General features: G+C 74.0%; 21 protein-coding genes. 10 read left to right on the top strand and 11 right to left on the bottom strand.

Features of this window, described 5'->3' with window-relative positions; all coding sequences use genetic code 11:
- Positions 1-109: 109 nt before the first annotated feature.
- The 5 genes from AB0P35_RS24955 to AB0P35_RS24935 all read left to right on the top strand — a co-directional run bounded on the left by AB0P35_RS24955 (position 110) and on the right by AB0P35_RS24935 (position 5582).
- Positions 110-1633, top strand: a complete 1524-nt coding sequence (locus AB0P35_RS24955; protein WP_363514411.1) for a carbohydrate binding domain-containing protein — start codon at positions 110-112, stop codon at positions 1631-1633.
- 146 nt (positions 1634-1779) lie between these two features.
- A complete protein-coding gene (locus AB0P35_RS24950; protein ID WP_363514408.1) occupies positions 1780-2658 on the top strand; it encodes a hypothetical protein in 879 nt (292 codons plus the stop codon).
- A gap of 179 nt (positions 2659-2837) precedes the next feature.
- Positions 2838-4238 (top strand): SDR family oxidoreductase, encoded by a 1401-nt coding sequence (locus AB0P35_RS24945; RefSeq protein WP_363514442.1) that lies wholly within the window; start codon positions 2838-2840, stop codon positions 4236-4238.
- A gap of 126 nt (positions 4239-4364) precedes the next feature.
- Positions 4365-4859 (top strand): peptidylprolyl isomerase, encoded by a 495-nt coding sequence (locus tag AB0P35_RS24940; RefSeq protein WP_095876691.1) that lies wholly within the window; start codon positions 4365-4367, stop codon positions 4857-4859.
- Between the two features lie 153 nt (positions 4860-5012).
- Positions 5013-5582, top strand: a complete 570-nt coding sequence (locus AB0P35_RS24935; RefSeq protein WP_363514404.1) for an NUDIX hydrolase — start codon at positions 5013-5015, stop codon at positions 5580-5582.
- Between the two features lie 87 nt (positions 5583-5669).
- Here AB0P35_RS24935 and AB0P35_RS24930 read toward each other — a convergent pair whose 3' ends face one another.
- Positions 5670-8003: a Tex family protein gene (locus tag AB0P35_RS24930; RefSeq protein WP_363514440.1), complete on the bottom strand. Its 2334-nt coding sequence runs from the start codon at positions 8001-8003 to the stop codon at positions 5670-5672.
- Between the two features lie 193 nt (positions 8004-8196).
- Here AB0P35_RS24930 and AB0P35_RS24925 point away from each other — a divergent pair, with 193 nt between their 5' ends.
- Both AB0P35_RS24925 and AB0P35_RS24920 read left to right on the top strand, forming a co-directional pair.
- Complete coding sequence (locus AB0P35_RS24925; RefSeq protein ID WP_363514401.1) at positions 8197-9531, top strand: glycosyltransferase 87 family protein; 1335 nt, start codon at positions 8197-8199, stop codon at positions 9529-9531.
- Positions 9532-9610: 79 nt separating this feature from the next.
- On the top strand, positions 9611-10330 hold the full coding sequence (locus AB0P35_RS24920) for a maleylpyruvate isomerase family mycothiol-dependent enzyme (protein WP_363514398.1): 720 nt from the start codon (positions 9611-9613) through the stop codon (positions 10328-10330).
- Positions 10331-10383: 53 nt separating this feature from the next.
- Here AB0P35_RS24920 and AB0P35_RS24915 read toward each other — a convergent pair whose 3' ends face one another.
- Positions 10384-10830: a MarR family transcriptional regulator gene (locus tag AB0P35_RS24915; protein ID WP_363514395.1), complete on the bottom strand. Its 447-nt coding sequence runs from the start codon at positions 10828-10830 to the stop codon at positions 10384-10386.
- Positions 10831-10948: 118 nt separating this feature from the next.
- Between AB0P35_RS24915 and AB0P35_RS24910 the strand changes: the two genes are divergently transcribed.
- The 3 genes from AB0P35_RS24910 to AB0P35_RS24900 all read left to right on the top strand — a co-directional run bounded on the left by AB0P35_RS24910 (position 10949) and on the right by AB0P35_RS24900 (position 13253).
- Entirely contained in the window at positions 10949-11323 is a 375-nt protein-coding gene (locus tag AB0P35_RS24910) for a cupin domain-containing protein (RefSeq protein WP_363514392.1), read from the top strand.
- Between the two features lie 77 nt (positions 11324-11400).
- On the top strand, positions 11401-12129 hold the full coding sequence (locus AB0P35_RS24905; RefSeq protein WP_363514389.1) for a DUF4230 domain-containing protein: 729 nt from the start codon (positions 11401-11403) through the stop codon (positions 12127-12129).
- 302 nt (positions 12130-12431) lie between these two features.
- Positions 12432-13253: an alpha/beta hydrolase gene (locus tag AB0P35_RS24900; RefSeq protein ID WP_363514386.1), complete on the top strand. Its 822-nt coding sequence runs from the start codon at positions 12432-12434 to the stop codon at positions 13251-13253.
- 64 nt (positions 13254-13317) lie between these two features.
- Here the strand turns inward: AB0P35_RS24900 and AB0P35_RS24895 are convergent, their stop codons facing one another.
- From AB0P35_RS24895 to AB0P35_RS24855, 9 genes are all read right to left on the bottom strand, one after another.
- The gene (locus tag AB0P35_RS24895) at positions 13318-13587 is read right to left on the bottom strand and encodes a GlsB/YeaQ/YmgE family stress response membrane protein (protein WP_363514383.1); all 270 of its coding nucleotides are present in this window, start codon (positions 13585-13587) and stop codon (positions 13318-13320) included.
- A 102-nt stretch (positions 13588-13689) separates the two neighbouring features.
- Positions 13690-14235: a gamma carbonic anhydrase family protein gene (locus AB0P35_RS24890; RefSeq protein ID WP_363514380.1), complete on the bottom strand. Its 546-nt coding sequence runs from the start codon at positions 14233-14235 to the stop codon at positions 13690-13692.
- Between the two features lie 84 nt (positions 14236-14319).
- The gene (locus AB0P35_RS24885; protein WP_363514377.1) at positions 14320-15111 is read right to left on the bottom strand and encodes an SGNH/GDSL hydrolase family protein; all 792 of its coding nucleotides are present in this window, start codon (positions 15109-15111) and stop codon (positions 14320-14322) included.
- Positions 15112-15193: 82 nt separating this feature from the next.
- Positions 15194-15610, bottom strand: coding sequence for an avidin/streptavidin family protein (locus tag AB0P35_RS24880; protein WP_363514374.1), 417 nt, complete (start codon positions 15608-15610; stop codon positions 15194-15196).
- 174 nt (positions 15611-15784) lie between these two features.
- A complete protein-coding gene (locus AB0P35_RS24875) occupies positions 15785-16693 on the bottom strand; it encodes a hypothetical protein (RefSeq protein ID WP_363514371.1) in 909 nt (302 codons plus the stop codon).
- A gap of 14 nt (positions 16694-16707) precedes the next feature.
- Positions 16708-17544 (bottom strand): papain-like cysteine protease family protein, encoded by an 837-nt coding sequence (locus AB0P35_RS24870; protein ID WP_257019446.1) that lies wholly within the window; start codon positions 17542-17544, stop codon positions 16708-16710.
- Between the two features lie 256 nt (positions 17545-17800).
- Positions 17801-18454 carry a hypothetical protein gene (locus AB0P35_RS24865; RefSeq protein WP_363514368.1) on the bottom strand — a complete coding sequence of 218 codons (654 nt, stop codon included), beginning with the start codon at positions 18452-18454 and terminating at the stop codon, positions 17801-17803.
- Between the two features lie 83 nt (positions 18455-18537).
- Entirely contained in the window at positions 18538-20547 is a 2010-nt protein-coding gene (locus AB0P35_RS24860) for an RICIN domain-containing protein (protein WP_363514437.1), read from the bottom strand.
- Positions 20548-20962: 415 nt separating this feature from the next.
- Positions 20963-21442, bottom strand: coding sequence for a DUF3291 domain-containing protein (locus AB0P35_RS24855; protein WP_363514365.1), 480 nt, complete (start codon positions 21440-21442; stop codon positions 20963-20965).
- Between the last annotated feature and the right edge of the window lie 68 nt (positions 21443-21510).

Here is a 21510-nt window from a genome sequence, read left to right as displayed (position 1 = left end):
ATGGTCTAGTCCATTTTGTGTGAGCGGCGCCGCCCTCCGACTCCCCGCCCCCGACCGCGCTCCCCCACATCCGCGCGGCCGGCGGGCCACGTCCCGAAAGGCACTCCCCATGCCACGCGCGCTCCACCGCCATGCCGCCCGCCGCAAGGGCCGCATCGCCGCTGCCGCCTGCGCGGCCGCTCTCGCCGCGGGCGGCCTCTCCGTCCTCGCGTCCGGCGCCGACGCGGCCGCCCCCAACCTGCTCGCCAACCCCGGTCTGGAGAGCGGTTCGCTCAGCCCGTGGACCTGCTCCGCCGGCACCGGCTCCGTGGTCAACACCGGTGCGCACGGCGGCACCTACGCACTGCGGGGGGCCGCGTCCAACAGCGACACCGCCCAGTGCACGCAGACCGTCGCCGTCCAGCCGAACACCACCTACAGCCTCTCCGCCTGGGTGCAGGGCCAGTACGTCTACCTCGGCGCCACCGGCAACGGCGTCACCGACCCGGCCACCTGGACGCCCGGCGGCAGCAGCTGGCAGCAGCTGAGCACCAGCTTCAAGACCGGCCCCGCCACCACCAGCGTCACCGTCTACCTGCACGGCTGGTACGGCCAGGGCGCCTACCTCGCCGACGACCTGGTCCTCTCCGGCCCCGGCGGCAACCCGACCACCACGCCCACCGCCACCCCGACCACGACACCGACCACGACGCCGACCGCCACCCCCACCTCGACGCCCACGTCGACCCCGACCTCGACGCCGACCGGTCCCGCGGTGGCCGTCCCGGTCGCGCCGTACGTCGACATGGGCGCCTGGCCCACCCCCTCGCTGACCGGGATGGCGAGCGCCGGCAACCTCAAGTCCTTCACTCTCGCCTTCGTGACCTCGACCGGCTGCAAGGCCAGCTGGTTCAACGCCTACGACCCGCGCACCGGCTGGGGCAAGGACCAGATCGACGCGATCCGGGCGGCCGGCGGGGACGTCAAGGTCTCCTTCGGCGGCGCCTCCGGCACCGAACTCGCCCAGGCCTGCTCCACCGTGGACTCGCTGTTCGCCGAGTACGACGCCGTGGTCAAGGCCTACAACCTGAGGTACGTCGACTTCGACATCGAGGGCGCGGCCGTGCCCGACACCGCCGCCAACGCCCGCCGCGGCGCCGCGCTCGCCAAGCTTCAGCAGGCCCACCCCGGCCTGAAGGTCTCCTTCACCCTGCCGGTGCTGCCCGAGGGCCTCACCGCCGACGGACTCGCCGTGGTCCGCGCGACCCGGGACGCCGGGGTCGCCGTCGACCTGGTGAACGTCATGGCGATGGACTACAACCGGCCCTCGACCGACTACGGCACCGACGCCGTGCAGGCCGCCCAGTCCACCCGCGACCAGCTCGCCGGTCTCTACCCCGGCAAGAGCGACGCCCAGCTGTGGGCGATGACCGGCGTCACCCCGATGCTCGGCGAGAACGACGACCACGGCATCTACAACCAGGACGACGCCCGGCAGTTGGTCTCCTTCGCGCAGCAGCACCACCTCGGCATGCTGTCCTTCTGGGAGATGGGCCGCGACGCCAACGCCTGCACCGGCGCGCTCTACAAGTGCACCAACATCCCGCAGAGCCCGTACGAGTTCTCGAAGATCTTCGCGCAGTACCGGGGCTGACGCCCCTCCTCTTCCGGGCCGGTGCCCCGCCGGGGGCACCGGCCCCTCACGCCGGATCGAACATCTGACGGACACTCACACTCCGGGTGCATCATGGGCTGCGTTTTGACCACAGGTCGCCGACCCACCCAGGAGGACCCTCGCGCATGTCCCTCGACCGCGCCCTGCCGCGCCGCGCCTGGCACCACCTCGAACCGCTGCACGCGATCCTCTATTACGCCCCCGAGGCCTTCGCCGAGGCCGCGGCGCTCGGCTACGACACCGCCACCCGCTGGCCCAGCTACTTCGCCTGGCGGACGGCCCCGTTCGGCGCCGCGAGCGCCGAACTCGCCACCGCGCTCTGCTACGGCTTCAGCCCAGCCGCCGTCGCCCGGCACGTCCCGGCCGCCTGGTCGGTGGCCGCGCCCGAGCAGGTCCTCGCGGCCCGGCTGCGCGCCGTGGACTCCTTCTACCGCGGTCTGCTCGGCGGTGCCGACCTCCCCGACCTCGCCGGGGCCGCCGAACTCGCCCGCGCCGCGGCCGAGTCCGCCGTCACCGCCGGACGCCCGCTGGCCGCCGCCAACGCCGCGCTCGACTGGCCGGACGAGCCGCACCTGGTGATCTGGCAGGCCGCCACCGTGCTGCGCGAGCACCGCGGCGACGGCCACCTCGTCGCCCTGCAGGCGGCCGGCCTCGACCCGTGCGAGTCGCTGGTCTCGCTCGCCGCCACCGGCGCGGTGGCCGTGCCGGACTTCGCCGGCCGCGGCTGGACGGACGAGGAGTGGGCCGCCGCCGCCGAACGGCTGGCCTCCCGCGGCTGGCTGGACGCCGACGGCCGGGCCACCGAGCGCGGCCGGGCCGGTCGCAACGAGGTCGAACGGCTCACCGACCAGCTCGCCGCCGGCCCCTGGGAGAGCCTCGGCGCCGACCGCACCCGGCGCCTGCTGGACGGCCTCGGCCCGCTCTTCCTCACCGTGGTGAGAGCCGGGCTGTTCCCGGCCGGCGGCACCCTCGGCATCATGACCGTTCCCGCGCCCACCTGGTGACGGAGCGCAGGCCGCCGGACGCCGCCGGTTAATCGATACCGGCCTGACAGTGGCGCTCGCTAGGCTCCCAGCACCGCCGGGGCGGCCGGACTCACGGCGGCTCCGGCGGTGTACCCGCGAGCCCGGCCACCACCGCCGGGCCGCCGACACCGAGCCCGAACGGAGGGGCCGTGCCACCGCTGACCACCGAGCTTTCCGAGGACGAACTCGCGGCCTACGAGCACACCGTGGCCCGCCTGCGGCGGCTGCCCGTGGACCACCCCGTGCGGGTGCGGGCCGAGAAGACCGCGAGTGTGCTCGTCCGCGAAGGCCGCCGTCGGCGCCGCCAGCACTCCCAGGACGCCGCCCGCGCCGCCGACGCCGCGCTGGTCGCCCGTACCGCCACCGGCGCCCCCGACCGGCGCGAGGACGCGCCGCTCGCCGGCCCGGACCGGGCCGCCGCGCCGCTCGGCACGCTGGCGCGCTCCCACCACTGCTACATCTGCAAGTCGTCCTATCGACAACTCGACGGTTTCTACCACCGGCTCTGCCCCGACTGCGCGGCCGACAACACCGCCCGCCGCCGGCTGAGCACCGACCTGCGCGGCCGCCGCGTCCTGCTCACCGGCGGCCGGGTGAAGATCGGCTTCCAGCTGGCGCTGATGATGCTCCGCGACGGCGCCGACCTCACCGTCACCAGCCGCTTCCCCGGCGACACCGTGCGCCGCTTCCGGGCCGTCCGGGACAGCGCCGAGTGGTGGGACCGGTTCCGGGTGGTCGGCATCGACCTGCGCGACCCGCGGCAGGTCCTCGGCCTCTGCGAGCGGCTGCACGCCGAGGGGCAGCCGCTGGACATCCTGGTCAACAACGCCGCCCAGACCATACGGCGGCCCCCGGAGGCGTACGCGCTGCTCACCGCCGGCGAGCAGGCCGCCCTCCCGGAGAGCGCCCGGATCCTGCACGCGCCCGGCTTCCGGCCGATGCCCGCGCTCACACCGGCCTGGCCGACCGCCGAACTGGAGTCCGCCCCGACCGGCCGCGCGTCCGTGGCCGACGGCCTGCTCCCGGCGGCGCTGCCGCCACGCGCCGACGAGGCCGGGCTGCTGCCGGACACCCGGGAGCACAACTCCTGGTCGGCGAAGCTCGGTTCGCTCGACCCGGCCGAGCTGCTGGAGGTGCAGCTGGTCAACGCGGTCGCCCCGGCGCTGCTCTGCGACCGGCTGCTGCCGCTGCTGCTCGCCTCGCCGCACCCCAACCGCTACATCGTCAACGTGACCGCCGTGGAGGGCCGGTTCGCCGTCCGCAACAAGACGCCCGACCATCCGCACACCAACATGGCCAAGGCCGCGCTCAACATGCTGACCCGCACCAGCGCGGCGGAACTCGCCAAGCAGGGCGTCCACCTGTGCGCCGTCGACACCGGCTGGATCACCGACGAGACGCCCGCCCCGGTCAAGGCCCGGAAGGCCGCCGCCGGGTTCCGCACGCCGCTGGACATCGTGGACGGCGCGGCCCGGATCTACGACCCGATCGTCCGCGGCGAGGCCGGCGCGCCGGTCTCCGGCGTGTTTCTCAAGGACTACCGGGAGGCTGCCTGGTGACCGCCGTCCCCGCCCCGTGAACAGCCCGATCGGGGCGCCCGCTCCGGCCGCCACCGGCCGGAGCGGGCGGCGGCGACCGGGTGGCGCTGTCTGCGTCCGGTCCCGGTCCGTGCCATGATTTCCCACATGGCTTCGAACGTTTTCTTTGACATCGAGATCGACGGTGCTCCGGCCGGGCGCATCGTCTTCAAGCTGTACGACGATGTCGTGCCCAAGACCGCCCGCAACTTCCGCGAACTCGCGACCGGCCAGAACGGCTTCGGCTACGAGGGCTCCGGCTTCCACCGCGTCATCCCCGAGTTCATGCTGCAGGGTGGTGACTTCACCAACCACAACGGCACCGGTGGCAAGAGCATCTACGGCGCGAAGTTCGAGGACGAGAACTTCGAGATCAAGCACACCCAGGCGGGTCTGCTGTCGATGGCGAACGCCGGCCGCAACACCAACGGCTCGCAGTTCTTCATCACCACCGTCCCGACCGCCTGGCTGGACGGCAAGCACGTCGTCTTCGGTGAGGTCGTCGAGGGCATGGAGGTCGTGAAGCTCGTCGAGTCCAAGGGCTCGCAGAGCGGCCGCACCTCGGCCGAGATCACCATCGCCAAGTCCGGCATCGTCGAGTAAGTCCCCCGCGGACCCCTCCGGGCCCGCCGGTGACCGCCCGCCGCTTCGGCGCGGGCGGCCGTCGGCGGGCCTTCACCGTCCCCGAACCACCCTTCCGGTGGACGCGACCGGGAAGACGCGTCCGCGGGCCGGTCGGCGGACTAGTATCGATCAATGACGGACACCACGGACAGAGCAGGGGAACTCGCGGCGCTGGCAGCCCGTTTCCCGCACTTGCACGCCCCACAGCGCTGGGCCTGGGGCGGTATCGACGCGCAGTTCTCGGCCGAACTCCCGCCCGACGAGCTCATCACGAACATCCATGTGGTGGGCTTCAGCGAAGGCGGGGTGGTGCTCTGCAGGGACGCCCGCGGGCACTGGTTCCTGCCCGGCGGCACCCGTGAGGCGGCCGAGTCGGTGGAGTCGTGCCTGGTACGGGAGTTGCGCGAGGAGGCGGGCGCGCGACTGCTGTCGCCGCCGGTCTGGATCGGTGCCCACCACGCGGTGACCGACGCCCCCGAGCCCTACCGGCCGTGGCAGCCGCACCCGGAGAAGGCCTGGCTCTGGGGCTGGGCCGAGGTGGTGGTGGACTCGCTGCCGACCAACCCCGACGACGGCGAACAGGTCGTCGAGGTGCGGGCGATGCCCGCCGAGGAGGCGCAGCGGCTGCTGGTGCGCGGCCGGGACGCCTGGTGGGGCGAGCTGGTGGCACTGGCCGTGGAGTCCCGCGCGGCACGCGGCTGACGGTCCGCCGGGCCCCCGGCCGGGCCGGGGTGTGCGGCGGCGCCGGGCTCGGCGGGGAGCCCGGCGCCGCACTGGGGTGCCGGGGTGCTACCGGGTCAGGCCGGCCCGCCGGAGGGCGTCCGCCATCGCGGAGTTGGCGACGGGGGCCTGCTCGCGGCCGCCGCCGCGGCGGTCCTGACGGGGCGGTCGGGAGCCGCGGTCGCCGCCGCGCCGGTCGCCGCGCTCGGCACGCTCGCCGCCGCCGCGCGGGGCGGTGTCGTCGTCGAGGCGCAGGGTCAGGCCGATCCGCTTGCGCGGCACGTCGACCGAGGTGACCTTGACGCGGACGATGTCGCCGGGCTTGACGACCTCGCGCGGGTCCTTGACGAAGTTCTTGGACAGCGCGGAGACGTGCACCAGGCCGTCCTGGTGGACGCCGATGTCGACGAAGGCGCCGAAGGCGGCGACGTTGGTGACGACGCCCTCCAGCACCATGCCGACCTCCAGGTCGCCGATCTTGTCGACGCCCTCCTTGAAGGTCGCGGTCTTGAACGCGGGGCGCGGGTCGCGGCCGGGTTTGTCGAGCTCGCCGAGGATGTCGGTGACGGTGGGCACACCGAAGGTGTCGTCGGCGAAGTCGGCGGGGCGCAGCGCGCGCAGTGCCTGGCCGTTGCCGATCAGGGCGGGCAGGTCGCCGCCGGTCGCCGCGAGGATGCGGCGGACGACGGGGTAGGCCTCGGGGTGGACGGCGGAGGCGTCCAGCGGGTCGTCGCCGCCGGGGATGCGCAGGAAGCCTGCGCACTGCTCGAAGGCCTTCGGGCCGAGCCGGGCGACGTCCTTGAGCGCCTTGCGGGTGCGGAAGGGCCCGTTGGCGTCGCGGTGGGCGACGATGTTGTCGGCGAGGGTGCCGGTGATGCCGGAGACCCGGGTGAGCAGCGGCGCGGAGGCCGTGTTGACGTCGACGCCGACGGCGTTGACGCAGTCCTCGACGACGGCGTCCAGCGAGCGGGAGAGCTTCACCTCGCTGAGGTCGTGCTGGTACTGGCCGACGCCGATCGACTTGGGGTCGATCTTGACGAGTTCGGCGAGCGGGTCCTGCAGGCGGCGGGCGATGGAGACGGCGCCGCGGATGGACACGTCCAGGCCGGGCAGTTCCTGCGAGGCGAAGGCCGAGGCGGAGTACACGGAGGCGCCGGCCTCGGAGACCATGACCTTGGTGAGGCCGAGGTCCGGGTGCCGCGTGATGAGGTCCTCGGCGAGCTTGTCGGTCTCCCGGGAGGCGGTGCCGTTGCCGATCGCGACCAGGTCGACGGCGTGCTTCTTCGCCAGGGCGGCGAGGGTGGCGAGCGCGGCGTCCCACTTGTTGGCGGGCTGGTGCGGGTAGATCGTGTCGTGCGCGACGACCTTGCCGGTGGCGTCGACGATCGCGACCTTCACGCCGGTGCGGAAACCCGGGTCGAGGCCCATGGTGGCGCGGGTGCCGGCGGGGGCGGCGAGCAGCAGGTCGCGCAGGTTGGCGGCGAAGACGCGGACGGCCTCGTCCTCGGCCTCCTGGCGCAGCCGGGTGCGCAGGTCGATGCCGAGCCGGACGAGGATGCGGGTGCGCCAGGCCCAGCGGACGGTGTCGGTCAGCCACTTGTCGGCGGGGCGGCCGCGGTCGGCGACGGCGAAGCGGGCGGCGATCCGCTGCTCGTAGTCGTTCGCCCCGGGCAGGTCGCCGTCCTCGCCGTCGTACGGGGAGAGATCGAGGTCGAGGACCTCCTCCTTCTCGCCGCGCAGCATGGCGAGGATGCGGTGCGAGGGGAGCTTGGTGAAGGGCTCGGCGAAGTCGAAGTAGTCGGCGAACTTGGCGCCGTCCTGCTCCTTGCCCTCGCGGACGGTGGCGACCAGGCGGCCCCTGGTCCACATCCGCTCGCGGAGCGAGCCGACCAGGTCGGCGTCCTCGCCGAAGCGCTCGACCAGGATGGCGCGGGCGCCGTCCAGGGCGGCGGCGGTGTCGGGGACGGCCTCGTTCAGGTGGTCGGCGGCGAGGGCGGCCGGGTCCTGGGTGGGGTCGGCGAGCAGGGTGTCGGCGAGCGGCTCCAGGCCGGCCTCGCGGGCGATCTGCGCCTTGGTGCGCCGCTTGGGCTTGAACGGGAGGTAGATGTCCTCCAGGCGCGCCTTGGAGTCGGCGGCGAGGATCTGGGCGCGCAGCGCGTCGTCCAGCTTGCCCTGGGCCTCGACGGACTCGAGGACGGCGGTGCGGCGCTCCTCCAGTTCGCGCAGGTAGCGCAGCCGCTCTTCGAGGGTGCGCAGCTGGGCGTCGTCGAGTGCGCCGGTGGCCTCCTTGCGGTAGCGGGCGACGAAGGGAACGGTTGCGCCGCCGTCGAGCAGGTCGACGGCCGCCTTCACCTGCCCTTCGCGGACGCCCAGCTCTTCGGCGATCTTGCGTTCGACCGGCATGGTCACGGAGCCTGCCACCTTCTCCCGGGGTTCCTCCTGGTACGCCCTGCATTCTGGCAGGTGCGGCCCGCCGGATCGGGTCGGGCCGTGTCCTGCGGGCGGCGTGGCGCGTTGTGCTGACGGTCGGTGACACACGGTTTCACCGCGATTACCCGACCCGATTTGTCTGATATGAGAGATAGATCACAGGCACGTGCAGCTCTCCGTGGAGGCGATGGTGGCTCAGGCCCCGACACCGGTCACCCAGTGGGGGATGCCCCAGGGCGGGCCGTTCCGCTGGACGCGGCCGGCGACCTGGCCCCGCGAGGCGCTCGCCCTGGCCGGGTACTGGATCGCCTCGCGGCTCGTCATGATCGGGATGCTCCGATCCGGCAAGGCGGAGCAGGCGATCGAGGTGCACCGCACCTACCACCACTGGTACCTGGTACTCAGCGAGGGCCACTTCCCGGCGGGCGACGTGACCTGGCAGTACCCGCCCGGTGCGGCACTGGCCATGCTGGCGCCCGGCCTGCTGCCCTTCCTCACCTACCTGCAGGCCTTCGCGCTGCTGATGCTGCTCACCGACGCCGTCACCCAGGCCGCGCTGGTGCGGGTCTCGCTGCGCCGCAACGGCGGCGTGCACCGGGGCCGTTCGACGGCCGGGGCGTGGATGTGGGCGCTGTCGCTGCCACTGCTGCTCGGCCTGCCGTACGGCCGGTACGACCTGCCGGTGACGGCGCTGGCGATGGCCGCGCTGCTGCTGATGCCGAGCCGGCCGGTCGCGGGCGGCGCGCTCGCCGGGCTCGGCGCGATGGTCAAGGTGTGGCCCGCCCTGGTGGTGCTCGGCGCCCCGCGCGGCAAGGGCACCCGGCAGGCCTGGGCGGGGATGTGCCTGGCGGCGGCGGCCCTGCTGCTCGTGATGGCCACGATGTTCGACGGCTCACTGGACTTCCTGACCGCGCAGCGCGGCCGCGGGGTGGAGATCGAGTCGCTGGGCGGCAGCGTGCTGCACGTGGCCCGGGAGCTGGGCTGGCCCGGCGAGGTGGACATGCACTACGGCTCGCTGGAGTTCCTCGGCCCGCACGTGGGCCTGGTGGCCCGGGTGTCGCTGGTGCTGACCGCGATGGCCTTCGGCTGGCTGCTGCTGTGGCGGTTCCGCGCCCGCCGGTGGAACCCGGCGCTGCCGTACGACGCGGCGCTGACGGCGGTGCTGCTGTTCACCGTGACCAGCCGGGTGATCAGCCCGCAGTACCTGGTCTGGCTGATCGGCCTGGCGGCGGTCTGCCTGACGGTGCGGGGCTCCTCACAGCGGCCGGTGGCGGTGGTCATCCTGCTCGCCGTGGGCGTGACCACCCTCGACTACCCGCTCTTCTTCGACGCGATGATCAAGGGCGGCTGGCAGCCCACCCTGGTGATCGTGGCCCGCAACGGCCTGCTGCTGACCGCCTCGCTCTGGTCTGCGGCCCGGCTCTGGCGGGTCTCGGTCTCGCCGGTGGCGGCCCTGCAGGAGGCCCCGCGGGTGAGCCGCGGCCCGATCCGGGTGGCCTAGGGAGTCTTCGAAGCACACGGGTGCCCGGAACCGCGGAATCTCGTGGCCGGGCGCGGTGCGGCCGGGCTACCGTTCGCACATGGACCGAACCGACTATGCGTCAGCTCTGCGCGAGGGCGGCGCCCGCCTCGCGGAGACCGCCGAGGGCCGCCTCGATCTGCCGGTGCCCAGCTGCCCGGGGTGGACGGTCGCCGACCTCCTGCGGCACACCGGCGAGGTCTACTACTTCTGGCGGCTGATCGCCTCCGGCGAGCTGGCCGACCCGGAGGGGTACCGGGAGCCGGAGCCGCCGCGGGACGAGCTGCTGCCGGCCTGGCTGGGCGAGCAGTGCGAGGAGCTGGCCGCCGTGCTGGAGCGGCTGGATCCGGACGAGCCGCGCTGGTCCTGGTCGAGCCGGAAGGACGCCGGGTTCGTCCAGCGCCGGATGGCGCAGGAGACGGCGGTGCACGGCTGGGACGCACTGCTGGCGGCGGGTCGTCCGGAGCCGATCGGGACGGAGCTCGCCCTCGACGGCATCGACGAGTTCCTGGAGCTGTTCCACGACGCCGTCCCGCCGGCGGACTTCCCGGCGGGCGGGGTGCACCTGCACGCCACCGACGGTGCCGGAGAGTGGACGGTGCGGGTGGCCGGCGGCCGCTGGCTGGTCGCCCGAGAGCACGGCAAGGGTGCGGTGGCCGTCCGCGGCGCCGCCTCCGACCTGCTGCTCTGGCTGTGGTGCCGGGCCGGCGCCGAACCGCTGGAGGTGTTCGGCGACGCGGCCCTGCTGGACGCCTTCCTGAACTCCTTCGACCGCGACTGACGGCAGCCCACCGGCGGGGCCGCCCTCACCGGGCCGTTCTCACCAGGCCGTTCTCACCAGGCCGGACGCAGCCGCCCGCTGGGGGCGAGCGCTGCCAGGTCGGCCGCGAGCTGGCGCAGGCGCTGGTCGCCGAGCGTCTGCCGCCAGGGCCGGACGGCGTCGGCCGCGGCCTCGTCGGCGGCGCGGGTGCACGCCCACCCCCGCTCGGTGAGGACGACCAGCCGGGCCCGGGCGTCGCCGGGGTGCGGGTGGCGCTCCACGTATCCCTTGCGGACGAGTTCCTCGACCATCTGGCTGGCCGCCTGCTTGGTCACCCCGAGGTGCTCGGCGAGGTCGCCGACGGTCGCGCCGTCGGGGGCGAGCCGGGCGAAGGCGAAGCCGTGCGCGGGCCGCAGGTCGTCGAAGCCGCGGGCGCGTACGCCGTCGTCGATGGTGCGGACCAGGTCGGCGGCCAGGCCGAGGACCAGGGGCGGCAGGGCGCGGGCGGCGGGCTCGTCCATGGCGGCCAGTCTAGGGGCCTGCCCGGCCCGGAAAGTAGTCCAGCCACTTGACCATATCGTCAATCTACTTGACCATATAGGCAAGCGAACTGACCTTCTTCTTCGTCGAGGAGCCGCCATGCCCGTCGTCCGTCCCGACAGCGCCACCGTGTTCGACCTGCACGGAGCCCGTTTCACCTCGTACGCCTCCGCCGCCACCGGGGCCGACCGGCTCCGCGCCTGGCGGCTGGACGTCCCCGCCGGCACCGCCGGGGTCGAGCACACCGTCAGCGGCGAGGAGGTGCTGCACGTGCTCGCCGGCACCCCGGTCGTCACCCTCGACGGCGAGACGGCGGCCCTCACGGCCGGGGACACCGTGGTCGTCCCGGCCGGCGCCCGGCTGCAGGTGGACAACCCCGGGCCCGGCGCGGCCGCCGCCTGGGTCACCACCACCGCCGGCCTGAAGGCGACCCTCCCGGACGGCTCGGTGGTCAGCCCGCCCTGGGCCGTCTGAATCGAACCCCGGATCGGGGGAAGGATCCGCGGGCCGGGCCGGACACCCGCGCCCGCACCGACGCCAGGAGGTTCGCGATGGCCCGCCGGTCCGCACCCGAGCGCACGTCCGAGCACGACGAGGAGTCCGACACGGACCCCAGCGGCGGCGGCGGGCGGGCCGGCGCCGCCCGCGGCCGCCTCCCCTGGTACTTCGGGCTGCCGATCGCCCTGGCCGGCGTCCTCGCCCTGCTGCTGGTCACGGCCCGGCTGGACCTCTTCCCCGGCCTGCCCGACCCGTTCGCGAGGCGGGAGGTGGACCGCAGCGGGCCCGCCGTCCTCAAGTCCATCCAGAACATGAGCCGGTACACCGCGGCCACCGGCGACTTCCAGGTCATCGTCGACCTCGACCAGGACGCCCGGTTCCTGCCCTCGCAGCTGCTCGGCAAGCGCACCCTGTACGTCGCGGCGGGCAGTGTCGGCGCCTACGTCGACCTGGGCGCGCTGCCGGGCGGCGCCGTGACCGTCTCCGAGGACCGCCGGACGGCCTCCGTCAGACTCCCGCACGCCAAGCTGGCCGACGCCACCCTGGACGTCCGCCGCTCCTACGTCTTCTCGCAGCAGCGCGGCCTGTTCGACCGGATCGGGGACTTCTTCTCCGGCAACCCCGGCGACCAGCAGCGGCTGGAGGTCCTGGCGACCGAGAAGATCCAGACCGCGGCCCGGGACACCGCGCTCACCGCCACCGCGGAGACCAACACCACCGCCATGCTCCAGGGGCTGCTCCGCTCGCTCGGCTTCACCACGGTCGACGTCACCACCGGCTGACGTGTCCCGGCCCGGCACCGGCGGCGCTGCCGAGCGGCCCGGGCCGCCCTACGGTCGAGGCATGCCCCGCGCGTCCGACCGCCCGCACCACCGGCTCCGGCTGCCCGGCACCACCGGCGCGGCCGGCGGGCCGACCGGCCGACCGGGGTGCGGAGCGAAGCCGGCTCACCCGTTCGGCTGACCGCCGCCGCACCGGACCGCACCGCGGGGCACGGGGCGCGGCAGGACGGGGCCGCCCGACCAGCACCGACCACCGGGAGCGGCCGCCGAACGGCCGGCCGCCCCGGAGACAGGGAGCAGACATGCCGAGGATCACCACCTCCGACGGCACCGGGATCTTCTACAAGGACTGGGGCACCGGACGCCCCGTCGTCTTCAGCCACGGCTGGCCGCTCAACGCCGACGCCTGGGACGAACAGCTCAAACTCCTCGCCGAAAGCGGCTTCCGGGCGATCGCCCACGACCGGCGCGGTCACGGCCGCTCCGACCAGCCCTGGCAGGGCAACGACATGGACACCTACGCCGACGACCTGGCCGCGCTGCTGGACCAGCTCGACATCCGGGACGCCGTCCTGGTCGGCCACTCCACCGGCGGCGGCGAGGTCGCCCGGTACATCGGCCGGCACGGCACCGGTCGGGTCCGCAAGGCCGTCCTGCTCGGCGCCGTCCCGCCGGTCATGCTGCAGAGCGCGGCCAACCCGGAGGGCACCCCGCTGGAGGCCTTCGACGGCATCCGGGCCGGTGTGGAGGGCGACCGATCGCAGTTCTACTGGGACCTCTCGGAGAGCTTCTACGGCTTCAACCGCCCCGGCGCCCAGGTCTCCGAGGGCGCCCGCCGGGCCTTCTGGCTGATGAGCATGCAGGTCGGCATCCGCGGCGCGTACGAGTGCGTCCGCCAGTTCTCGGAGACCGACTTCACCGCGGACCTGACGAAGATCGACGTGCCGACGCTGATCGCGCACGGCGACGACGACCAGATCGTCCCGCTGCAGGCGGCCGCGCTGAAGACCGCTCAGCACGTGCCGGACAACACGCTCAAGATCTACGAGGGCGCGCCGCACGGCCTGTACGGCGCCTACCGGCGGGCCTTCGAGCCCGACCTGCTGGACTTCGTGAAGAGCTGACGCGGCACCGCACCCGCCGGTCCCCCTGCGGGGCCGGCGGGTGCGGCGGTGCCGGGACCGGCCGCTATCGGACGGGCTTCCGGCGCTCCCACATCGGGGCGACCACCGCGACCAGGGCCACCGCGAAGCCGATCTGCAGCAGGTGGCGGGTCCAGTCGATGCCGCCGGTGTGCGCGACGCCGATCCAGCCGGCGACGGCGTTGCCCAGCCAGGCACCGGCGGCGCCCAGCAGCATGGTGAGCCACCACGGGATCGCCTGCGGTCCGCGCAGGATCAACTTGGCCAGGACGCCGAGGACGAACCCGATGATCAGGATCCACAGCAGTTGGAACACGGCTCCTCCGCTCCGCCGGGCCTCCGCCCGTCCCGGCACTGCCGCTGGTTGGTCGTGATCACCAGCTTGCGTCCTCACGGGCGGCCCGGCACCTCGGAACGGCTACAGCGGCTGCACGCCCGGGCCGGCCGTGATACCGCGGTGGGCCTCGGCGAGCAGCAGGTAGCCCTCGGCGTTGGCCTTGATGCCGGCCCGCTCCTCCTCGGTGAGCGGGCGGCGGACCTTCGCCGGGACGCCCGCGACCAGGGAGCCCGGCGGCACCTCGGTGCCCTGGGTGACCACGGCCCCGGCGGCGATCAGCGAGCCGGACCCGATCCGGGCCCCGTTGAGCACCGTGGCGCCCATGCCGACCAGCACGTCGTCCTCGACGGTGCAGCCGTGCAGCACCGCGTTGTGGCCGACCGAGATCCGCTCGCCGAGCCGCAGCGGGAAGCCCGGGTCGGCATGCAGGGTGCAGTTGTCCTGGATGTTGGTGTCGGCGCCGACGGAGATCGCCTCGGCGTCGCCGCGCAGCACCGCCCCGTACCAGATGCCCGCGCGGGCGGCGACGGTGACAGCCCCGACCACGACCGCGTTGGGGGCGACGAACGCCGAGGGGTCGACGGCGGGCACCCGGCCCGCGACGGCGGCGATCAGCGGCTCGGCCATGTTCGGTACTCCTGTCTCGTTGCGGTACGCGGTCGCGGTGGCGAACCGGGGTGTGCGGAAACCGCGGCCGGGCCTCCGGGCCGGTCAGCCCTCGTACGGGAGCAGCTCGGCGCGCTTGGGCGGGCGGCCGTCGCCGGAGGAGCGGCCGGTGAGGCGGCGGCCGATCCACGGGCCGAGGTGGCTGCGCAGCCAGCGCAGGTCGGCGCCGAGCTTCGCGGTGCGGCTCCGCGGGGCGGTGGCCGGCAGCGGGGCGCGCCAGTCCTCGTCGCCCGGGCGGCCGAGGGCTTCGAGGACGGCGGCGGCGACGCGGCGGTGGCCCTCGGCGGAGAGGTGCAGGCGGTCCTCGGCCCACATCCGCGGGTCGTCGAAGCAGGGGGCGCTGAAGAGGTCGACCACGACCGCGCGGCCCTCGGAGTCGCGGGCGATTCCCTCGACGAAGGCCTTGAGTTCGAGGATGGTCGGCAGCAGCCGGGTGCCGCCGGGCATCCGGCGGCTGGGGTCGGTGCTGGTGAACATGACCACGGTGGCGCCGCCGGCGAGCAGGGTGCGGGCGGCGATGCCCAGGCGCTCCTTGACGTGCGCGATGTCGCAGCCGGGCCGCAGCACGTCGTTGAACCCGCCGGCCAGGGTGACCAGGTCGGTGCCCATCGCGGCGGCCGGGCGGACCTGCTCGTCGCAGATCTGGCCGATCAGCTTGCCGCGGACGGCGAGGTTGGCGTAGCGGAAGCCGCCGTCGTCGTGCTCGGCGGCCAGCGCGGTGGCGAGGCGGTCGGCCCAGCCGCGGTAGTGGCCGTCGGGCAGCAGGTCGTCGCACATGCCCTCGGTGAAGGAGTCCCCGACGGCGACGTAGCTGGTGAAGGTGGCTGTGTTCTCCATGGCCCGACGATCGTACGCGCACCTGCTACCGACCGGTACGAAGGGGCGCCCCGCAGCCGGGGCGCCCCTTCGGCCGTCGCGGTCAGCTCGGGTGGGAGGCGGGTCGGCGGCCGCGGAGGTGGCGCTCGATCTCCTCGGGGGCGGGGGCCTGCCGGGTGAAGACGTCCTGGCCGACGACGGTCGACTCCCAGACGTGGTCGGCGGCGGCCGACCGGGTGAGCAGCCAGGTGGCGAGGATGGTGTCGTCGTTCTCCAGGTACTGCCCGCTCCAGCTGGTGACCGACCCGGCGTCGCCCTGTTGGTTGCGCCAGGCGACCGCCCAGCCGACCGCGGTGCTCCCGCCCGGCTCGGCCGGCCCGTCGTGGCGGCCGGTGAGCTCGTACGGTCCGGCCACCCGGCCCGCGCCCGAGACGTACGTCCCGGTGAGGCCGCCGGACGTGTCGGCGGTGAGCCGCATGTGCGAGCCGAACTCGTTGTACCAGTCTCCGGCGATGGTCATCGATGGTCTCCCTGGGCGGACCCGTTCCGGCGCCGCCCCGGTCGGGCGGCCGCGTGCCTCTCCAGGATCGGGCCGGGGGGTGGGCTTCGCACCGCAACCCGGCCGATGCGGGTGCGCCGGCGCCGCGGCCTCCGGACAGGGACGGTGGCCGCGGCGCCGACGGGTCGGGTCCGCTCAGTCGGTGCCGGCGGTGGTGCGGCGGCGGCGCAGCAGTGCGGTGGCGCCGCCGGCCAGGGCGAGTGCCCCGGCGGCCGCGGCGGCCCACCAGGCGGCGCGGTCGGGCGCCGCGGCGGGGGTGGCCGCCGCGACCGGGGCGGTCCCGGCGGGCACCGTGTCGACGGGCACCGCGGACGTGTCGAGGCCGGGGTAGCCGCCGGCCAGGCCCTTGCGGTCGTAGGCCGAGCCGGGCAGCTTGTCGCCGTACCGGGCGGTGACGAGCTTCTGGTAGGCGGCGAGGGTGATGCTCTGCTTGCCGCCGAGGCCGCTGGTCGCCTCCTGGTTGAGCGCCTCGACGAGGCCCTTGTCGCTGAGCCGGTACCAGGCGTGGATCTGCGGCTCGGTGAAGGTGCGGGCCTGCGCGGTGCCCTGCTCGGCGAGGGCGACCTCGCCGTCGCCGTCCCGGATGCCGGCCAGCTGCCAGCCGCCCTTCTGCTGCTCCTGCGGTGCGAGCAGCACGGAGGCGCGGTGGCCGTCGGCGGCGGCGACCCGGGAGGCGAGGTAGGACAGCCGCAGCGCGTTCTCGGCGGTCGGCCGGGCCTTGCCGGTGACGAAGTCGGGGGCGAGCTCGTAGAGCGCCACCGGGTTCTTCAGGTCGAAGGCGGGCGGCCCGGCGGGGGCGGCGGCGCGCGGGGCGCCGACCGTGCCGCCGTCGGCGGCGGGAGCGGCCGGGGCGGCGGACTGCTGCCGGGTGACGGTCAGGAACCGGGAGACGGTGTCCCGGACCTGGCCGGACTGCAGGACCTGCTGGGCGGAGCCCAGGTCGGGGCCGTCGGCGGCGTGCGCCGGGGCGGCGGAGGCGAGCAGGGCGAGGCCGGCGCACGCGGCGAGCACGGCCGTGCGGCGGAGCTTCGGGGTGGTGGTCACGGTCGGTCGTCTCCTCAGCCGTGGATGCCGATGCGGGAGTGGGTCCACTGGAACGAGTTGTTGTTGACGTAGGTGCTGTAGTTCCACCAGGTGTAGGTCTGGGTGGAGGGCCACGGGTCACCGACGGCGATCATGTTGCTGCTGCTGTCGTAGCCGTAGATGACGTTCATGTGGCCGCCGCCGGTGCGCCAGCCGATCCGGACGGCGAACGGGCGGCCGCCCGCGATCTCGGCGGTGGTCTCGCCGAACGAGGCGCTGCGGTAGAGGCTCGTGCCGCTGTTCGCCAGCCCCGCGCCGGCCAGGCCGTTGGCCATGTCCTCCAGCGTGGCGGGCTGGTTGTTGCAGTTCACCCAGGTGCCGCGGGCGGCGAGCCGGCAGAAGTCCTCCTGGCTGACGCTGCGCCCCCAGAAGCCGGCGATGGTCACGCCGGAGGCGTCCCAGCACCACTGGGTCCTGACCTGCTTCTGCATGCCGATGGCGAGGGTCTTGGTGCCGGTGTTCGTGGTCGAGCCGCAGACCTGCAGGCTGTTGGTGTTCTCCTTGATGAAGGCGTCGGCGATGTAGTAGGTGCCGGACCAGATCCAGCGGGTATTGCCCTCGACCTGGTCGCCGGTGGTGCGGCAGGCGGTGGGGACGTGGTCGCCGACCGCGGAGGTGCCGGTGATGCGGGAGGTCAGCGAGGGCAGGGTGCGCTGGTTGACGGTGCGGTAGCCGCCCTGGCCGCCGATCACGGTGCCGGTGGAGGCGGCCTGGGCGAAGACGCCGATGCCGAAGAGCAGTGCGCCGGAGAGCGCGGTGACGAGCGCGGCCAGCAGGGTCTTCCTGCGGCGGGACGCGCGGAGTCTGTGCATGGTGCTCCTTGATCCGAGGGTCCGGCCCGGTGCGCCGGGGTCGCCGGCGGACCGGGGTCGGGTGAACCGGAGGTGCCGGGCTCAGGGCGTGCCTGGGCCGGGCGTGCGCAGGGCGCGGGAACGGGCGGGCACGGGTGCGCGACGGCGCGGCTGCGCGGTCGCCGCCGTGTGCCCGGGCGCGGACGGGCCCGGACGTCCGCCCGGCCCGACGCGGGGTCGAGGCGGCGCGGAACGGGCCGGGACGTCCGACGCGGGGTCAGGAACGGGCGGAGCGCCGCAGGATGCGGACGGCGACCGCCACGGCGCCCAGCGCGAGGACGGCGGTGCCGAGGCCCGCGAGCGCGAGCAGCCAGGCCGGGCGGTCGGCGCCGGCCGGTGCGGCTGCCGGGCTCCCGGTGGCGGCGGTGCCGGCCGGGACGGGGTCGGTGACGGTGCCCGGCGAAGCGGACCGCCCGCCGGTGGGAACGGCGGTCGGACCGGCGGTGGGCCCGTCGGTCGGCGCGGTCGGTCCGGCCGTCGGGGCCGACCCCGGCGGGTCGCTCACCGGCACGTCGAGATCGCCCTGGTAGCGGCCGAGCCCCGGGAAGGCGGTCTCGGCGGTGACTGTCCAGTGGCCGGGCGGCAGCACCTCGGCGGTGGTGAGGGCGCCGGGCTTGCCGGGCACCGGCACCAGCCGCCAGGGGCCGACGGTCCGGCCGTCGGGGGCGGTCGCGGAGAAGGTGCCCGCGATCCGCTCCTCGACCGGGTCGCGGTCGTTCTCCCACAGGGCGGTGGCCTGCGGGTGTCCGGCGGTGCTGCCGGTGACGGTGAGGGCGATGGTGTCGCCGTGGGCGTGGGCCGTCGCGGCCGGGCCGAGCGTGAGCAGGCCGGTGAGGACGGCGCAGGCCACCGCGGTACGGCGGGTGCGCATGGGCGTTCGCTCCTGGGGCAGTGGGTGGTGCGGCGGGGGCCCGCCCGCGGCGGCGCGCGGGCCCCCGGTGGCTCGGCGGAGCGTCAGGACGTCTTCTGGACCGTCCAGGCGTGGTAGCCGGAGCCGTTCGGGTCCTGGAGTTCCATCAGCCAGGCGCCGTAGTACGGGCGGCCGGAGATGCCGAGGACGAGCGAGCTGCCCCGGGCGGTGACGGTGACGCCGCCGCCGGCCGTCGCGAGCCGCCACTGCTGGGCGGTGGAGGTGCCGTTGCAGGGCTGCTGGTACACCCACTGGCCGACGCCCGCGGCGCCGCCGAGCTGCAGGCACTTGCCGGAGACCGCGGAGCGGATCCGGGCGTAGCCGTCGCCTGCGTCGTCGAAGTACCAGCGCTGGCCGGCGTATCCGTTGGGCTGGGAGGCGACCAGCACGGTGCCGTCCGCGGACTTGCCGCCCCAGATCTCGGCGGCCAGGCCGGAGACGCCGTTGACCATGGTGTACGCCGCACTGGGCGTGGTGGTGGTGCCGGCCTTCGGGGTGTGGAAGGAGACGGTGCGGCCGGGCGCGGAGTCCTTGCCGGCGCGGTCGCGGTAGGCCACCGCCACGGTGTAGTCGGTGTCGGGGCGCAGGTTGTAGACGCGCACCGAGTTCTGCTGCACCCAGGTGAGGAAGGCGCCGTTCAGCCGGACCTGGTACCAGTCGGCCCCGTTGACCGCGGGCCAGTTGAGCACCGCGGAGTCGGAGGCGAGGCTCCCGACGGTGGGCGTCGGCCCGGTGCTGCCGGTCGGCCCGGTCGGGCTCGGCTTGGGCGACGGGGTGGGCGAGGAGGTCGGCGAGGGGCTCGGGTTCGGGTTCGGCCCGGTGCCGCCGCCGGCCATCAGGAACTGGTTGTTGGCGACGTTCCAGTGCGTGGCGAGGTAACTGCCCGCCTTGGGACTGGTGTTGTAGTAGTCGTCGTGGTTGCAGTCGAGGCGCTCGTCGTGGCCGCGCTCGGGGCAGACCGTCCGCATCGTCGGGTAGTACGGCGTGTCGGAGTAGCACATGACGTCCCACTCGTCGGTGCAGTGCGCGCCGCGGCTGGTGTTGGGCGCGCTGTTGTTCACCGCGCCCAGGTTGTGGCCGAGTTCGTGCGCGGCGGTGGAGCCGCTCCAGCAGCCGGAGTCGGTGCGGCCGTACGAGGGACCGAAGTTGGACAGGTTGTCCTGGCCCGGGCGCTCGTCACCGGCGAAGGTGCCGATGCCGCAGTAGACGTTCGCGTCCGCGAAGACCATGTACTTGCGGTCCTTGCGGTTGAAGCCCTTCTGGGCGAGCGCGGAGTTCATCGCGCTGAACTCGGCGAGGGCCGAGTCGGACAGCTCGACGTTGAGCACGGACGGCGTGCAGTCCGCGGCGGTCACGAAGCGGATGTGCCGGACACCGCCGGTCTCCTGGGCGCTCGCGAAGTAGATGGTGTCGGCGTCCGCGGCCCACTTGCGGAAGGAGGCGGCGTACTGCGCGTACCGGTCCTTGCCGGGGCCGTGGGCGTACACCACCTGGACGCGGTTGCCGGTGGCTCCGTCGCCGTCGCACTGGACGGTCTGGTCGGCCGGGCCGGCGGCGGCGGTGCGGGTGGGCTTGGCGCTCGCACCCGGTGCGGGGGCGGCGACGGCGCCCTGACCGGTGGCGGCGTCGACGGCCGCCTCCGTGCCGGCCGTCGGCGCCTGCGCGGCCCGGTCGGCCGGGGCGGTGCTGCCCGGGTCGGTGGCGGTCTCCTCGCTCTTGACCGCCGGTGCGGTGTCCTTCTTGACGTCCACGCCCTTGGGGGGCGCGTCCGGCCCGTGGGTGCAGTTGCCCTCGGCGGTCTTCAGGACGCCGACACACTTGTCGCCCTTGGCGGCCGCCTTGAGGCCGGTGTACACCAGGCCGCGCGGCGGGTCGTTGCTCGGTATGGAGGCCACCGGTTCCGGGGCCTTGTCGTGCGCTGGTTCGGACGCCGGCGCGGACCCGTCGGCGGACACGCCGGCCGCAGCCGTCGTCCGCTCCTCGGTGAAGGCGCCGCCCATGGCGGCGCTGCCCACGAAGACCCCCGTTGCGGCCAGGACGGCGGAGACCAGCATCACGCGGGTGCTCTTCCGTCGCTGGACCGCTCTTCTACGACCGGACAAACCACACCTCATTCCTTGAGAGGGGTTGAGTGCCGGGAATCCTGCCAGAACGTCCGAGCGAAATGTCCACACGTGTTCTACGCGCGAAGACGTACGGGGTTCAACGACTCCACAACTTCGCAGCATCGATCGCCAACTCGATTCAGGCGCAGCAAAGTTGACGGAGGCGACGCCGATTGGTCCAGACCGATCGGCGATCGCCTCCGTATGCGACTTTATGTAAACGTTATGTTTCGTGATCTGTCGTTAGACAGTCCGTCGAATAGTGAAATTGCACAGCGTAGGTGCAATATCACTCTGCATCATGACGAGAAGAGTATTTTTGGAGAAGCCTCAGCCGCGCTCATGGCCGCAGTGTGACGGTTCGTCACGCACCGGACACCGCAACCGTGTCCGGCGCGGGGAAGGTGGCGCGGAGGGTGAAAGCCTCGGCGGTCGGCCCCTCGGCGCGCAGCAGATCGAGGCGCTGCTCCGCCTCGGCCACGGTCGGGCGGTGGCCGGCGGGTACCCACCAGAGCACCGTCATCGCCTCGGCGACGTGCGCGAACCACTCACGACGGCGGCGCAGCACCTCGCGGTGCTCCGGCGCGTAGACGTACGCCTGCAGGGCGGCCGGGTCACGCCAGACGGACATGTTGACGATCAGCCAGTCGTCGCCGTAGATCCGGGCGTCGGTGGCGTTGCCGTCCCCCTCGACCAGTCGCCAGACGAAGCCGTCGGCGCGGTCGGCGGCCGCGTTCACCGGGTCCAACGCGGAGACGAAGTCGGCGAGTTGCGGGCTGTCCAGCGGGGCGAGCAGGCGGGCGATGTTGAGTTGGGCGAGTTCGAATGCGGCATCGGCGGTCATGTCCGTCACTGTAGGCGGGCGGTGCGCGGGCCCGCGGGGCGTATGCGCCGGGGCTGGCGCGGCGCTTG

Origin of the sequence: Kitasatospora sp. NPDC085879, from assembly GCF_040686255.1 — a bacterium.
In the GTDB taxonomy this organism is placed as follows: domain Bacteria; phylum Actinomycetota; class Actinomycetes; order Streptomycetales; family Streptomycetaceae; genus Kitasatospora.
Note: the sequence above shows the minus strand (reverse complement) of the source record. Positions and strands in the feature narration are given on the sequence as shown.

Bases quoted from the DNA above. Each gene is read 5' to 3' on its own strand.
- AB0P35_RS24955 (WP_363514411.1), top strand. From the start codon at position 110: ATGCCACGCGCGCTCCACCGCCATGCCGCCCGCCGCAAGGGCCGCATC.
- AB0P35_RS24950 (WP_363514408.1), top strand. From the start codon at position 1,780: ATGTCCCTCGACCGCGCCCTGCCGCGCCGCGCCTGGCACCACCTCGAA.
- AB0P35_RS24940 (WP_095876691.1), top strand. From the start codon at position 4,365: ATGGCTTCGAACGTTTTCTTTGACATCGAGATCGACGGTGCTCCGGCC.
- AB0P35_RS24935 (WP_363514404.1), top strand. From the start codon at position 5,013: ATGACGGACACCACGGACAGAGCAGGGGAACTCGCGGCGCTGGCAGCC.
- AB0P35_RS24930 (WP_363514440.1), bottom strand. From the start codon at position 8,003: ATGCCGGTCGAACGCAAGATCGCCGAAGAGCTGGGCGTCCGCGAAGGG.
- AB0P35_RS24920 (WP_363514398.1), top strand. From the start codon at position 9,611: ATGGACCGAACCGACTATGCGTCAGCTCTGCGCGAGGGCGGCGCCCGC.
- AB0P35_RS24915 (WP_363514395.1), bottom strand. From the start codon at position 10,830: ATGGACGAGCCCGCCGCCCGCGCCCTGCCGCCCCTGGTCCTCGGCCTG.
- AB0P35_RS24910 (WP_363514392.1), top strand. From the start codon at position 10,949: ATGCCCGTCGTCCGTCCCGACAGCGCCACCGTGTTCGACCTGCACGGA.
- AB0P35_RS24905 (WP_363514389.1), top strand. From the start codon at position 11,401: ATGGCCCGCCGGTCCGCACCCGAGCGCACGTCCGAGCACGACGAGGAG.
- AB0P35_RS24900 (WP_363514386.1), top strand. From the start codon at position 12,432: ATGCCGAGGATCACCACCTCCGACGGCACCGGGATCTTCTACAAGGAC.
- AB0P35_RS24890 (WP_363514380.1), bottom strand. From the start codon at position 14,235: ATGGCCGAGCCGCTGATCGCCGCCGTCGCGGGCCGGGTGCCCGCCGTC.
- AB0P35_RS24885 (WP_363514377.1), bottom strand. From the start codon at position 15,111: ATGGAGAACACAGCCACCTTCACCAGCTACGTCGCCGTCGGGGACTCC.
- AB0P35_RS24880 (WP_363514374.1), bottom strand. From the start codon at position 15,610: ATGACCATCGCCGGAGACTGGTACAACGAGTTCGGCTCGCACATGCGG.
- AB0P35_RS24870 (WP_257019446.1), bottom strand. From the start codon at position 17,544: ATGCACAGACTCCGCGCGTCCCGCCGCAGGAAGACCCTGCTGGCCGCG.
- AB0P35_RS24865 (WP_363514368.1), bottom strand. From the start codon at position 18,454: ATGCGCACCCGCCGTACCGCGGTGGCCTGCGCCGTCCTCACCGGCCTG.
- AB0P35_RS24860 (WP_363514437.1), bottom strand. From the start codon at position 20,547: ATGCTGGTCTCCGCCGTCCTGGCCGCAACGGGGGTCTTCGTGGGCAGC.
- AB0P35_RS24855 (WP_363514365.1), bottom strand. From the start codon at position 21,442: ATGACCGCCGATGCCGCATTCGAACTCGCCCAACTCAACATCGCCCGC.